The 13622-nt window shown below is 76.0% G+C and carries 9 protein-coding genes and 1 pseudogene; 1 reads left to right on the top strand and 9 read right to left on the bottom strand.

All coding sequences use genetic code 11. The features are described from left to right. The 3 genes and pseudogenes from AC067J_RS29080 to AC067J_RS29070 all read right to left on the bottom strand — a co-directional run. Positions 1-122 (bottom strand): annotated as a pseudogene (locus AC067J_RS29080) (ABC transporter ATP-binding protein); the annotation flags it as partial. A 177-nt stretch (positions 123-299) separates the two neighbouring features. Continuing rightward, positions 300-2504 carry a restriction endonuclease gene (locus tag AC067J_RS29075; RefSeq protein ID WP_478304114.1) on the bottom strand — a complete coding sequence of 735 codons (2205 nt, stop codon included), beginning with the start codon at positions 2502-2504 and terminating at the stop codon, positions 300-302. Between the two features lie 216 nt (positions 2505-2720). Continuing rightward, on the bottom strand, positions 2721-3392 hold the full coding sequence (locus AC067J_RS29070) for a maleylpyruvate isomerase N-terminal domain-containing protein (RefSeq protein ID WP_478304112.1): 672 nt from the start codon (positions 3390-3392) through the stop codon (positions 2721-2723). A 206-nt stretch (positions 3393-3598) separates the two neighbouring features. Between AC067J_RS29070 and AC067J_RS29065 the strand changes: the two genes are divergently transcribed. Continuing rightward, positions 3599-4528 (top strand): DUF2797 domain-containing protein, encoded by a 930-nt coding sequence (locus tag AC067J_RS29065; RefSeq protein ID WP_478304110.1) that lies wholly within the window; start codon positions 3599-3601, stop codon positions 4526-4528. On the opposite strand, the gene AC067J_RS29060 is transcribed toward AC067J_RS29065, so the two are convergent. The 6 genes from AC067J_RS29060 to AC067J_RS29035 all read right to left on the bottom strand — a co-directional run bounded on the left by AC067J_RS29060 (position 4525) and on the right by AC067J_RS29035 (position 13612). After that, positions 4525-5385 (bottom strand): hypothetical protein, encoded by an 861-nt coding sequence (locus AC067J_RS29060; protein WP_478304108.1) that lies wholly within the window; start codon positions 5383-5385, stop codon positions 4525-4527. The genes AC067J_RS29065 and AC067J_RS29060 overlap by 4 nt on opposite strands. 3 nt (positions 5386-5388) lie before the next feature. Continuing rightward, positions 5389-6243, bottom strand: coding sequence for an SDR family oxidoreductase (locus tag AC067J_RS29055; RefSeq protein ID WP_478304107.1), 855 nt, complete (start codon positions 6241-6243; stop codon positions 5389-5391). Then, on the bottom strand, positions 6240-7100 hold the full coding sequence (locus AC067J_RS29050) for a TauD/TfdA family dioxygenase (RefSeq protein WP_478304105.1): 861 nt from the start codon (positions 7098-7100) through the stop codon (positions 6240-6242). The genes AC067J_RS29055 and AC067J_RS29050 overlap by 4 nt, the downstream gene beginning before the upstream one ends. A gap of 84 nt (positions 7101-7184) precedes the next feature. Next, complete coding sequence (locus AC067J_RS29045) at positions 7185-8453, bottom strand: aspartate aminotransferase family protein (protein WP_478304103.1); 1269 nt, start codon at positions 8451-8453, stop codon at positions 7185-7187. Positions 8454-8585: 132 nt separating this feature from the next. Continuing rightward, positions 8586-13028, bottom strand: coding sequence for an amino acid adenylation domain-containing protein (locus tag AC067J_RS29040; protein WP_478304101.1), 4443 nt, complete (start codon positions 13026-13028; stop codon positions 8586-8588). Further along, a complete protein-coding gene (locus AC067J_RS29035) occupies positions 13025-13612 on the bottom strand; it encodes a DUF6309 family protein (RefSeq protein ID WP_478304099.1) in 588 nt (195 codons plus the stop codon). The genes AC067J_RS29040 and AC067J_RS29035 overlap by 4 nt, the downstream gene beginning before the upstream one ends. Between the last annotated feature and the right edge of the window lie 10 nt (positions 13613-13622).

Genomic DNA, 13622 nt, shown 5'->3' with positions numbered 1-13622 from the left:
AAGGTGACGCTGACGTTGTCCAGGGCGACGACGCGGGTCTCGCCCTCCCCGTAGACCTTGTTGAGGCCGGTGGCGCGGGCGGCCGCCCGGCCGGTACGGACGGCGGTTGCGGACATCGTCACGAGGTACTCCTGAGGGCTGCGAACGAAACGGACGAATGTGTTCCGTTCGATTCTCCCAACCCGTTCGGGCCCGGAATGTCGCTCCCGGGTACGGCAGCCCCCCGTCGTCCCGGCGTACGTGCGGGGGGCCTCCCTCCTCCTCAGGTATGACCTCGGCCCTGAGGCGGACGCCGTCCGTCACTCGATCGCGACGCCCCAGCGCACCGCGAGCCCGGCCAGGCCGTCCGCCACCGCCGTACCGCTCGGAGTGAACCGCCAGACACCGCCCCGCCGTTGGAAGGAGCCGACCAGCATGGCGCTCTCCGGCACCCCGCCGGTGTCGGCCGTCCAGGCCGCCGGACCGGTCGCGTCCGGACCGAACGACACCGCCGTGGACAGCCCGTGCACGTAGCCGAGCGGCAGCGCCGGCTGCTCGTCCTCCTCGGTCGACACCGCGACCACCACCTCGTCCACGCCCGGCGCCAACCGGCCCGGCTCCAGCGTCAGTTCGGCGCGGCGCACCGGCTCGCCGGGCACCGAACGGGTGGGGTGCAGCCGGACGGCGCCGTCCGGGTCCTGCGGGTTGTTGAAGAAGACGAAGTGCTCGTCGCTCAGCACCTTGCCGCCGGTGCACAGGAAGGCCGAGACGTCGAGTTCGACCGCGTCCCCGCCGGCCGTCCGGCTCCGCCAGGAGAGCGCCACCGTGGTCGCGGAGCCCTCCGCGGCCGACCCGCCGCCCGGCCGCCCGCCGTTCGGCGCGCCGCTCCCCGACGTGCCGCTCCCCGACGTGCCGCTCCCCGCCCGGCCGCCGCCCGGCGAACCGCTCCCGCCGCCCAGCCGGCCGCGCAGCCCCTGCTCGGCCAGCAGCTCCACCAGCTCCGGCCCGCTCACCAGGGTCAGCGGCTTGTTCCGGATGTACTCGTACGAGCCCGGCCCGAAACCGGCCGTGGTCACCAGGATGCCCTTGATCGCACCGTGGTGGCGGACCGTCGAGTCGAGGTCGCGCACCGCGGTGGGGGAGACCGTCGAACGGTAGCGCTTCGCCTGGATGACGATCCGTCCGCCGGTCACCGGATCGAGGTCCTCGGCGACCACGTCCACCCCGGCGTCCCCGCTGCGGGCCGTCGTCATCACCCGGAACCCGCGCAGCCGGAACAGCTCGGCGATCAGCTCCTCGAACTCGATCGGGTCCATCTCGAAGAGGTCCGGCTCGTCCTCGCCGCCCTGCCCCGCGACACTGCCGCCGACCGTCTCCGGCAAGCGGTCCGGGCGCACCTCGTCCAGCCGCTCCGGCCGGGCCGACAGCACGCCGCCCAGACCCTGGAAGCACTCCACCGCCGCCACCCGGTCCAGCGTCAGCCCGGCGAACTCGGCCCGGTCCACCGTCACCGTGGTCAGGAACCGCTCCGCCTCCCGGCCGGTCGCCGGGTCGATGCCCTGGACGAAGCCGTTCAGCACCACCGAGGCCAGCAGCCCGTCCCCGTCCGCCCGGTACAGCTCGGTCACCACCCGCAGCGCGCTCTGCGCCAGCACCTCCCGGTACAGGGCCTTGCGCTCGGTGGCCGGACGGGCCACCTCCGCCTCCCGGTCGTCGGTCTTCACGTACCGCACCCGGCCCGCCGACGGCACCACGTCCGGGCCCGGCAGCTCCCAGTTCACCACCAGCTGACGGCTCGACGCCTCCCAGGCCGCCACCAGCCGGTGCGGGAACCCCTCCGGCCACGCCGCCGAGGCGTACAGCACGGCGGTGAAGTACTCCTGCACCGCCTCCGCGTCGCCGGACCGCAGCCGGCGCAGCAGCTCCTGGGTCCGGGCGGCCCGCTCCTCGTCCTCCCGGCGGAACCGGGCCACCCACTCCAGGTACTGCCCGTGGTACTCGGCGAGGCGCCGCTGCCGGTCCGCCTCGGCCGCCTGCGCCGCGTACCAGTCCTGCTCGAACCGGGCCCGGGCCTGCGCCACGTACTGCTCGTACTGCTGCCAGACACCGCGGTTCCGCGCCTGCGCCGGATCCGGCGGCGGCACCTGGTACCGGGCCTGGTCCGGCATCGGCACCGGCTCACCGAGCCGGCCCGGCTCGAACGGCGGCACCGGGCGCGCCGCCAGCAGGGACTGCGGCCGGAACGCCGCCCGCCCCAGCCCGGCGGTCAGCAGACCGCGCAACTCCTCCACCCGGGCGTCCAGTTCGGCCGTCCGCCGGGCCGCCTCCGCCTCCCGGGCCTGCTGGTAGGCACGCTGCGCCTCCCGCTCGCCGCGGGCGGCCGCCTTCTGGGCCTCCCGCTCCTCCCGCTCCCGCCGGCGCTGCTCGGCGGCCTGGGCGCGCCACCGGGCCTCCTCACGGCGCTGCTCCTGCCGCTGCGCCTCCGCCCAGACCGCCAGCACCCCGTCGTTCCGCCGCCCCGCCACGTCCACCCCTTCGTTCCACGTCCGTCCGGCGCTGCGTCCGCCTCCCGGCCGTGCCACCGCCGCGCCCGCCACAATAGAACGTGGACGGGGGGACCGTGCAAAGCGCCCGCGACCTGCGGTGCTGCCGGGGGTGAGGCGGCGTCACCCGGCGGTGTCACCCGGCGGCGGCCGCGGGCGGGCCGGCGGCCCGAGGCAGCGGACGGGTGGCTCGCGGGGTCAGACGGGCGGAGCGTCCTCCCGCACCTCCGCGTACCAGCGCCAGTCGGTCCGCCGCGGCCGGCCGGGCAGGCCGGTCCGGCCGGTGGCCCAGAGCAGGGTCGCCCACGGGCCGGCGTCGTCGTCGAGCGGGACGTCCGGGAAGAGCCGGGCCAGCACGCGGTGGCAGACGCCGGCCGGAGGCCGCCAGGGCAGACCGAGCCCCTCGGCGACGTCGTGCAGGTGGACCAGGGTCTCCACCAGGCTCATCGCGCTGAAACCGGCCGGATCGGCGAGACCCCACGGGTGGTACGCCCGCACCTCGGGCGCGGCGGTGCGGGCGATCGCGACCATCAGCGCGCCGCTCGCCTCCAGCACCTGCAGCAGCGCGTCCGGCCCGCCCGCGCGCTCGGCGAACACGAAGCTGTTCGGCCCGCCGGGGAAGCGGCGCACCGAGACGAACGGCACGTAGCGGTCGCGCGGCGGCTCCGCCGGGCCCAGCTGGGCGGCGTACGCGAGCAGGTCGTCCGCGAGGTGCTCGACGGTGCTCCAGCAGTCCCAGCTGATCGAGCCGGCGGGGCGCGACCAGTCGGCGTCGGCGGGCGCGGAGCGCAGCGCGGCGACGGCGAGCCGGAGCACGGTCGCGAGGTCGTCGGGGGTCACGGGCCCGGGCCGGGCGGTGTCGGTGATCATGCCCGTGACGCTAGCCGGTCGACGCCGTGTCCGGCAGGCCAGGCGGGCCAGGAGCCGCCGTCGCGGCCGGTGCGGCCCGTGCGACCGTCGCGGCCGGACGTTCCGGAGGACGCCCCGCCGGACCCCACCGGACCCCGCCGATCCCTGCCGAGCCCCGTTGTCGGACCCGGCGGGTAGCCTCGATGGCTCGGACCGGAGAGGTGAACGTGGCAGAACGACAGGCGGGCCCGGCGACCGGCTGGATCTCCACCGGCCTGCGGTGGCGGGACGGCAGGCCGGTGCTGAGCGCCGTCCGCGGCCACCTCGTGCACGAGCGCGAGGCGGCCCCCGGCACGGAGGTCGGCTGGCTGCTCGGCGGGCCGCGCCGCTGCACCGGCGCCCTCCTGGCGGGCCGGAGCGAGCGCACGCCGTGCCCGCACCACGCCGAGATCGCCCCGGACGGCGGCGCCGTGCAGTGCGCGCCCTGCCAGAGCGTCGACCGGGGCCTGGCACTGGCCCGGGACCAGATCCTCGACGACGGACGCACCTACCGGCTCTACCTCGCCTGGTTCGGCGAGGGCCTGCTGAAGGTCGGCCTGACCGCCGAACAGCGCGGCACCACCCGACTGCTCGAACAGGGCGCGCTGGCCTGGACCTTCGCCGCCCGGGGCGCGCTCCCCGCCGTGCGCCGGGCCGAACTGACCGTCGCCGCCTCCGGGCTGGCCCGCGAACGGTTCAACAGCCGGGTCAAGCCGGCCCACTGGTGGGAGCACGGCGACATCGCGCACCGCCGCGCCCTGCTCACCGCGGCCCGCGCCCGGGCCCACGAACTGCTCCACGGCCACGCGGTGGAACTGTCGGCCGACCACCCCGTCACCGACCACGTCGAAGTCTTCGGCCTGACCGGCGGCGCCCCGGCCGCCTACCGGCAGATCGACGCGCTCGCACCGGGCGCGGTGGTCTCCGGCCGGCTGCGCCCGGCGATCGGGCGCCACCTGCTGCTCGACCAGGCCGACGGCGCCGAGCCGCTGCTCCTCGACACCCGCCTGCTCACCGGCTGGACGCTCGCCCCGGCGCCCGGCCGGCCGCCGTCCGGGCTCTCCCTGAGCCTGCGGGTCCGCCCGGAGGCCCCGGACACCCAGGAGGCGCTCTTCTAGGCACCGCTCCGGCCGACGGCGCCCCGCTGGTCCGGGTCCGCGACGGGGTCCGCGACCGGTCCCGGGCCCCGGTCCGCGTCCGGTCCCGGGCCCGCGCGGCCTTCCGCTGCCTCCCGGTGCCGCCAGCGCACCGGGTCGAGCACCCCGGCCGCCGGACCGCGCACGGGCGGCGCCGCGGCGGCGGGCGGCCGGTAGCCCGCGGTCGACAGCACGAGCATCTCGTCCCCGCCGGGCTGGAACTCGTAGCCGACCCGCTCCAGCCGGCTCGGGATGCCGTGCCCGGCCAGTGCGGACCTGACGCGGTCCAGCGGGCGGTACGGGAGGTTACTGGTGTGCAGCAGGACCGGGAACAGCCGCACCTGCCATCGGGCGACCCGTGCCAGGTCGAGCAGGGCGTCCAGGTGGAAGCCCTCGTCGAGCCGTGCCCCGTAGGAGAACAGCAGGTGGGAGCTGAGCACGAGGTCGAACGACCGGTCGGTGAAGGGCAGCCGGGGAAGGGAGCCGGCGACGTAGCGGTCCGGGCGGGCGGCGAGGTCGGCGGCGAAGGCGCGGGCGGCCCGGCTGCGCAGCCGGGTGAGGCGCCCGGGGTCGCCGAACCAGGTCCAGACGTATTCGGGGGCGTCCCGCACCAGGGCCGCGTGCTTGTACCGGATCTCGCGCAGGACCAGTGCGCCGAGGCTGTCCCGGCCGTCGGCGTAGGCGGGGTCGACGGCGACGGCGTCGGTCCCGCGCCGTCCGGCCTCGGCGACGAAGCTCGCGGCGCCGCCCGGGCAGTCCAGGATCCGGAGCCGGAGGTCGCGCTCGGTGAGCGCGAACATCGCTCGGTACTCGTCGAAGGAACGGGCGCTGATCAGCATCGCTCAGCCGCGCCCGACGAACGGCATGGTGGTCGGCAGGACGGTCAGGGACTGGACGTTGGTGTCCAGCGGCATCGAGGCCATCAGCAGCAGCGCTTCGGTGAAGCGCTCCACCGGGATGGTCGCCTCCACGGCCAGCGACCCGTCGGCCTGCGCGGCCGCCGGCTGCGGGCGGCCGTCGGGCGGAGCCACGTTGCCGACGTCGATCTGCCCGACGGCGATGCCGTGCCGGCGGCCGTCCAGCGACAGCACCCGGGTCAGTCCGAGGACGGCGTGCTTGGCGGCCGTGTAGGCGACGGAGTTCGGCCGGGGCGCGTGGGCGGACGGCGCACCGTTGTTGATGATGCGTCCGCCGGCCGGGGACTGGGCGCCCATCACGCGGAACGCCTCCCTCGCGCAGAGGAAGCTGCCGGTGACGATGGTGTCCATCACCAGGTTCCAGTCCTCGACGGGTGTGTCCGTGATCGGCCGGCGCGGGGCGGCCGCTCCGGCGTTGTTGAACAGCAGGTCCACCCGGCCGAACCGGCGGCGGACGGTCCCGAAGAGCGCGGCGACCTGGTCGGGGTCCCTGATGTCGGCCGGGACGGCCAACACGCGGGACGGCTCGACGGCCGCGAGGGCGACGGTCTCCTCCAGGGCGTCCTTGCGTCGCCCGGCGACGGCGACCGACCAGCCGGCGCCGAGCAGGGCGAGCGCGCTCGCCCGTCCGAGGCCGCTGCCGCCACCGGTGACGAGGGCGATCCGGCCGGGCTGCTCGGGAACGTCGGCGGGGGCGGACTCGGGGGCGGACTGGGGGGCGGACTCGCGGGCCGCCCCGGGGACGGTCCCAGGGGCGGTGACGGTGTCGGGGGCGGTCACAGGTCCTCCGTGTTCATCCAGATCCGCAGCATGCGGCGGGACTTCGGCCCGGGCTCGTCGACGTAGGGGGAACGACCGTGCAGGACCCGGCTGTTGCGGATGATCAGCAGGTCGGAGGCGGCCATCGGCAGGCCGAAGGCGATCTCGGGGCGGTAGAGCACCTCGTCGAGCACGTCGAGGGCCTCCCACTGGCGGTCCGTCAGGGGTGGCCCTCCCCGCTCGGGGGAGGACCGCACCGTACGGGTCTGGTAGTAGCAGCCGACGGTCCCGTCCTTCTGGGTGAAGAGGATCGGGGAGACGACCACCTGCGGGCCCGCCCGGCCGGTCCGGTCGAAGGTCCAGTCCTCGCCGAGGGTGGCGAGGACGTCGGGCCGCTCCCGCGCGATGATGTCGCGGACGTGGCGCGCGCTCGCCAGCTTGGTGAGCCCTCCGCCCCTCACCGCGGGTTGCAGGCAGAACAGGACGAGCAGGTCGCAGGTGTCGCAGTGGAACCCCAGTTCGGTGTTCCCGTCGCCGTCCTGGTCGCGGAGCACCTGGGTCAGGTCGCCCCGCCCGTTCTGGGGGACGATCCCGCCGAAGTCGCCGAGCGTGAACGACAGGGCCGCCACGAGCTCGTCCTGCGGCGCCGTCGGGTCCATCAGCCCGCTGATGTGCGTGAGACCCGCGGACCGGGTGCTGCGCCGCACGAATTCGCGGAGCCTGGCGCGAACCGGTTCGGCCCGGTCCCACCGCCCGGTCCGCGCATCGGCCCAGAGCAGCCGTCGGTCGTCCTCGCCGAGGGCGAGCGACCAGATGTCACGCCGTGCGGCCAGGTCCGCGCTGCTCCAGCCGATCTCCTGCACGGTGTCGTCCGGCATGGGGCGACCACTCCCTTCGTCGTTGTCCTCGCCGGTCTGTCGCCGGTCTGTCGCCGGTTTGTCGTCGAGCTGCCCGGACGGGGCCTAGCCGGTCGTCGTGGCCGTGGCGGCGGCGACGGCCTTCGACCAGACCGCCAGTGCCTCGTCGACCTGCTCCGCCGTGACGATCAGCGGCGGGACCATCCTGACCACATTGAGGTGGATGCCGCAGGTGAGCAGCAGCAGGCCGAGTTCGGCCGCCGCCTGTTGGGCGTGCCGGGCGGTGTCCGGGTCCGGGGAGCCGTCCGGGTGGCAGAACTCGCTGCCCGCCATCAGTCCGAGGCCCCGGACGTCGGCGACGGCCGGGGCGCCGGAGGCGACCGTGCGGAGCCCGTCGAGCAGTCGCCGCCCCTGGTCCGCCGCGTTCTCGACGAGCCGTTCGTCCCGGATGACGTCGAGCGTCGCCAGCGCGGCGGCGCAGGCCAACGGGTTGCCGCCGTAGGTGCCGCCCTGCGAACCCGGCCAGGCCCGCTGCATCAGCGCGGCGGGCGCGGCGATCGCGGAGAGCGGTAGGCCGCTGGCCAGGCCCTTGGCCGTGATCAGGACGTCCGGGACGGCCTCGCCGTCGTGCTGGTGGGCCCAGAACCTGCCGGTCCGTCCGAAGCCGGTCTGGATCTCGTCGACGACCAGGAGGATTCCGTGACGGTCGGCGCGCTCCCGCAGCCCGGTCAGGAAGCCGGGCGGCGCCGGTACGTAGCCGCCCTCCCCGAGTACCGGCTCGACGAACATCGCGGCGGTCTCGGCGGGTGCGCTGACGGTGGCCAGGACCAGGTCCAGTCCGCGCAGGGCGTACGCGACCGCGTCCTCCTCGCTCAGCCCGAGCCGGAAGGCGGACGGGAACGGGGCCACGGCGACGCCCGGCATCACCGGGCCGATGCCGGCGCGGAAGCGCGTACCGGCGGTGGTGAGGGCGGCCGCGCCCATGGTGCGTCCGTGGAAGGAGCCCTCGAAGACGATCACGTTCTGCCGGCCGGTGGCGTGCCGGGCGAGCCGCAGCGCGGCTTCGACGGCCTCGGTTCCGGCGGTGGCGTAGAACAGCGAGTCGAGGCCGGGCGGGAGCACCTCGCCCAGCCGTTCGGTGAGCGTGAGCAGGGGGTGGTGCAGCACGGTGGTGTACTGGCCGTGCAGCAGCCTGCCGGCCTGGTCACGCACCGCCTCGACCACACGCGGGTGGCAGTGGCCGGTGCCGGTCACCCCCACGCCGGAGGTGAAGTCGAGGTAGCGACGGCCGTCGGTGTCGAAGAGGTGGATCCCCTCGCCGCGGGTGGCGACGACGGGGGTGGCCTGCTTGAGCACCGGGGAGAGCTGGGACACGGGGTCTGCCTTCTGTCGGCGGATGCGGCGGCGGGTCGGGGGCTGCGGTCGGGTCGAGCGGTCCGATGGTCCGGCACGCGGTCAGGTCGTGCGGCCGGTCGAGCGGCCGGGAGGCGCGGTCAGGTCGCGCGGTCAGGTCGTGCGGCCGGGTCGTGCGGTCGGGGACCCGGCGGGCGGGAGGTAGCCCGCCTCGGCCGCCCAGGAGAGTGCGGCGGACCACCACTGCCGGGTCGGAGCGGTGAACCGGACACCCAACCGGTCGAGTACGGCCGTCGTGTAGGAGCGGTCGACGACGATGTTGCGCTCGTCCTGGAGGGACCACGCCGCGGCCAGTCCGGCCGCGGTCGGGTGGCTCCGTTCGGCCTCGGCGATCGCGGTGGCGAACCCCTCGTCGTCGGTGAGCGCGACCGGGTGGCCGTGGGCGGCGAGCCACCGGACGAGCTCGTCGTGCGGCGTCTCGTAGGGGGTCTCGACGTGGTAGGTGCCGGGTGCGGCGAACGGGTCGGTGGCGATCGCGGCGATTCCGGCGGCCACCGTGTCGACGTGGGAGAACGCGAAGGTGGTCGCCGGGCGTCGGGGCGCCGCGCCGGCCAGCAGGTAGCCGTGGATGAGCTGGTAGATCCGGTTGTCCCCGACGTTGGCCTGGAAGGCCCCGGTCAGGCTGTGCGCCGCGATGTGCCCGCTGCGGTGGACGTAGCACGGGCGGCCGGTCGCCGCCCAGGCGCGGACGGTCTCCTCGGCGCGGAACTTCGCCTGCTCGTAGGGCGTGCGGAAGCGCTGGCCGATCCGCAGGTCGGCCTCGCTGAACCTGCGGGCGGCTCCGTCGACGCCGCCCGCGACGGCGAGCGTCGAGATGTGGTGGAACCGGGCCGTGGGGACGTGTTCGTCGATCCAGGCGAGCAGTCGGCGGACCGAGGTGTGGTTGGTCCGTTCCAGGTCGGCGGGCGAGGCCACCAGGCGGACGTCCGCCGCGGCGTGCAGGACGATCCGGGCGCTTCGGGCCCGGGACAGGCCGGTCCGGGACAGGCCGAGTCCCTCGCGGTCGATGTCACCGGCGACGACCTCGATCCGGTCGTGGCGGGCGCCGGTCCGCCGGGCCGGGTCGAGTCGCCGGGCCGCGTCGAGGTCGCCTTCCGCGCGTACCAGGCAGGTGACGTGGGCGCCGCGCCGGACGAGTTCGGTGAGCAGGTGGCCGCCCAGGTAGCCGGTGGCGCCGGTGAGCAGCACCCGGGCGGGTTCGGCGACCGTGAGGCGGCCGACCGCGGGGCCGACCGCGGGCGTGGGCGCGGGCGCGGAGGTGGGCGGAGCGGTGGGCGCGGGGCCGCCGCGGTGGAGCAGGTGGCCGGAGGTGGACAGCGGGGGCCGGACCGGCGCGGCCGCGGCGGTCCCGGCCGCCGCCGCCACCGTCCGGGCGAAGGAGGTGACGATGCGTTCCGCGGCGCGGTGGTCCGGTCCGGGCGGGGCGTAGACGAGGTCGGCCACCAGCCTCTTCTCGACGATGCGGGTGGTGAGGCGCAGGGCGTACAGGGGGTCGCCGCCGGCGCAGCGGGCGGCGCCGGGCTGCTCGTCCGCGACTGTCCAGTCCAGTGCGGGTTCGTCGGGCAGGTGGAAGGTCCCCAGGAAGTTGAAGCCGGTGTCCGGGCGGACTCCCGTCGTGTCCATCGGCAGCACCGGCGCCTCCGAGAGCCGGCGTCCGACCTCCCGCAGCCGGGTGTCGGCGGAGTCCACCCGCCCGTCGGGGGCTTCGACCACCAGTCGTTTGACGGCGGTGAACCAGCCGACGGTGTCGAGGTGTTCACCGGTGTCGGCGGTGCTGTCGCGGCCGTGGGTCTCGACCTCCACGGCGAGCCGGGGGCGGCCGGTCCAGCCGGACACGGCGTCGGCGAACGCCGACAGCAGGAAGGCTTCGAGGCCCGGCCCCGCGCCGTGGCGGCCGACGAGTGCCGCGGTGCCGCGCTCGCCGAGCGTCCAGGCGACGGCGGCCGGGGCCGGCGTGGTGGCCTGCCCGGTGGCCGCCGCCCCTACCACCGCCCCCGCCGCCCCTGCCTCGGTCCGTGGCCGGGCCACGGCTGCGGCCACGGCTGCGGCCCCGACTGCGGAGACCGCCGTGGAGACGGCCGCGACCGGGCCGGGGGCGGGCTCGGGGCCGGGGGCCGGGGGCGCCGTCGCGGCCCACTGGTAGAAGTCCGCGGTCGGCGGCAGGTCGGCCGGCTTGTTGTCGAGGGCCGCCCGGTAGGCGTGGGCGAGGTCGTCCAGCAGGACGCGCCAGGAGAGGCCGTCGACGACCAGGTGGTGGGCGATCAGGGCCAACCGGTCGTCGGTGCCGGGCGGCCCGCAGAAGAGGTGGAAGCGGACCAGCCGCGCCGCGGCCGGATCCAGGCTGCGGTGGAGTTCGGTGCAGACCTCGGTGACGGTCTCCGCGACGGGGCCCGCCGGTCCGGGCAGTCGCGAGAAGGACACCGGGTCGAGGTCGGGCACCGGCCGGGCGTCGCCGTAGCCGTCCGGGCGGACGGCCCGGCGCAGTGCCGGGTGCCGTTCCAGGACGGCCGCGACGGCGGCCGACAGGGCCGGCGGGTCGACCGCCGTCCGGCACCTCAGGAGGACGGACTGGTTCCAGTGGCGCGGGTCCTCGACGGGCTGCCGGAACAGCCACCGCTGGGCCGGGGCGAGCGGCAGGCTCCCACCGGCGCCCCGGCCGGGGCCGGCGGCGGGGGCCGGGGCGGCGGCGCGCACGGGTGTGGCGGCCGAGGCCAGCCCGGTCGCGGTGGGGTGGCGGTAGAACTCGTCGGGCCTGACGGTCAGGCCCGACCTGCGCAGCAGCGCGATGGTGCGCATGGCGAGGATCGAGTCGCCGCCGAGGCTCAGCACGTCGGCGTGCGGCCCGACCTTGGGCAGGCCGAGCGCACTCGCCCAGAAGTCGGTGATCGACCGGGTCACCGCGCCGAGCCGCGCGTCGACCGGGGCTTCCGGCCCGGCGGCCCGGGCCTCGACGGCCTCGGCGACCAGGGCCCCGAGCCGCTCCCGGTCGAGCTTCCCGTTCGGGCCGACGGGGAAGTCCGGCAGCACCAGGATCGGCTGCGGGACGGAGTACCCGGGCAGTCGGTCGCGCAGGAAGGCGGTGAGCCGGTCGGCCACGCCGTTCGGGGCGGCGTCCTCCGCCAGGGTTATCGCGGCGAGCAGTTGGCCGCCCATGGTGGTGTCGCGGACGAGGGCGGACGAGCGGCGGACGCCCGGGAACTCCTCCACGGCCCGTTCGACCTCCGCGAGGTCGACCCGGAATCCTCTGATCTTGACCTGACGGTCCGACCGGCCGAGGAAGACGAGGTTCCCGTCCGGTCGGCGGCGGCACAGGTCGCCCGTCCGGTACATCAGCCGGCCGTCGTGCCGGGTGAAGCCGCGCGCGGTCTCGGCGGGCCTGCCGAAGTATCCGGCGGTGACCCCCTTGCCGCCGATGAGCAGTTCCCCCGCCGCGCCGTCGGCCGCCGGACGGCCGTCGCCGTCGACCACCGTGAGCACCACCTCGCCGATCGCGGTGCCGATCGGGACCGCCGGTTCGTCCGGGGGCAGTTGGTCGGCCGTCGTGGCGAGGAAGCAGGTGGCGCCGACGGTGGTCTCGGTCGGGCCGTAGTGGTTGACGACCCGGGCGGCGACGCCGGTGTCGAGCAGGTCGGCGGCGAGCGCGCGCGGCAGCGCCTCACCGCCCAGGAGCACGGTGTGCAGGGCCGGTACGGCCGGCGGACCGGCGGCCGTCCGGGCCTCCAGGAGTGCGGTGAGGTGGGACGGCGTCGTCTTCAGCACCGACACTCCGGCGCCGCGCAGTGATGTCCAGAAGGCGTCCGGGGCGCGCGAGTCGTCGTCCGGTACGACGTGGACCGACCCGCCGGTCGCGAGCGCGAGCAGCCAGGCGGTGTGGCCGAGGTCGGCGGCGAGCGTGGTGACGTGCGCGATCCGCGGGGCGTCGGCCTCGGTGAACCGCAGCCGGTCCGCCAGCGCCCGCGCGTAGTGCACGCCGTTGGCGTGGGTGACGGCCACGGCCTTCGGCTCTCCGCTCGAACCCGAGGTGAACGAGAGGTAGGCCAGGTCGGTGCCCGCGAGGTGGGCCGGGTCGGTGTCCGCGCCGACGGTGGCCGCCCGCTGCGGACGGGGGCCGTCGGCGGCCAGCGCGTCGATGTCGACCGGCTCGGTGGGACAGCGGTCCGGGCCGCGGACCGAGGCCTCCGTGGTGAGTGCGAGGCGGACCCGGACGGAGTCGAGACGCCGGCGCAGGTCCGGCCCGGACCACTGGGGATCGGCCATCACCGCGGCGGCTCCCGAGCGCAGGACGCCGTGCAGCAGCGCGAGCATCCGGGCGTCCCTGGGGCCGAGCAGGGCCACCCGGTCGCCGCGGCCGACACCGGCCCCGCCCAGGCGGGCCGCGATCCGGCCCGTCACGGCGTCGAGCGTCCGGTAGTCGAACGCGCGGACGCCGTCCGCCAGGGCGGGCCGGTGCGGGTGGAGACGGGCGATGCGCGACAGCAGCCCGGGCAGGGACCCGGTGGACCGCGTCGATCCGACGTACCGCGTCGCGGAGGTCACGCCTGCTCGTCCCCCTTCCGTGCCGCCCGGGTGGGTCGTGCCTCCACCCGGGCGGAGAGGGCGGCCCGTGGATCGCCCGCGAGGTACCCGTCCAGCCGGGCCCGGGCGGGGAGCCGTCCGGCCAGTTCCCAGGCGATCATGCGGTGCAGGCCGTCCAGGTGGATCAGTCCCTCCCGGACCCGGAGGTCCGTGTAGTCGGAGTGGTCGACCGCGTCGGTGCTGAGGTAGACGGGTGTGAACGGCGCCCATCTCAGGAGCCGGAGCTTCGCCGCGCAGACGGGGTTCGCGTTCGTCCACGCCGTCCCGCCCGCGCGGACGCGCTCGACCGCCTCCTCCACCGTCAGGCCGCTCCGGGGGACGAGTTCGAGCGCACCCCCCTCGCTGAGGTGCCAGGGCAGGACCACGCCGAGGACGTCCGCCCGGGAGAGCCGCACCCGCCACCAGTCGTCGGCGCTCCGGTCGGCCCGGTCGAGGTTCTCCTCCCCGGCTTGGTTGCTGTTCGCCTCGTGGGTGCGTTCCGCCGGGTGGTCGCGCCGGTAGGCGTCGAGGACCTCGGCGAAGGCGACGGCGGTGACGATCTCCACGGCGGTTCTC

Source organism: Kitasatospora sp. NPDC042419 (assembly GCF_056437345.1).
The sequence above is the reverse complement of the archived record's forward strand: the minus strand, read 5'-3'. Positions and strand labels throughout refer to the sequence as shown.

What these genes read in the sequence shown, in the direction of transcription:
- AC067J_RS29060 (WP_478304108.1), bottom strand. Translation starts at nt 5,385, where the DNA reads ATGCTGATCAGCGCCCGTTCCTTCGACGAGTACCGAGCGATGTTCGCG.
- AC067J_RS29050 (WP_478304105.1), bottom strand. Translation starts at nt 7,100, where the DNA reads ATGCCGGACGACACCGTGCAGGAGATCGGCTGGAGCAGCGCGGACCTG.
- AC067J_RS29070 (WP_478304112.1), bottom strand. Translation starts at nt 3,392, where the DNA reads ATGATCACCGACACCGCCCGGCCCGGGCCCGTGACCCCCGACGACCTC.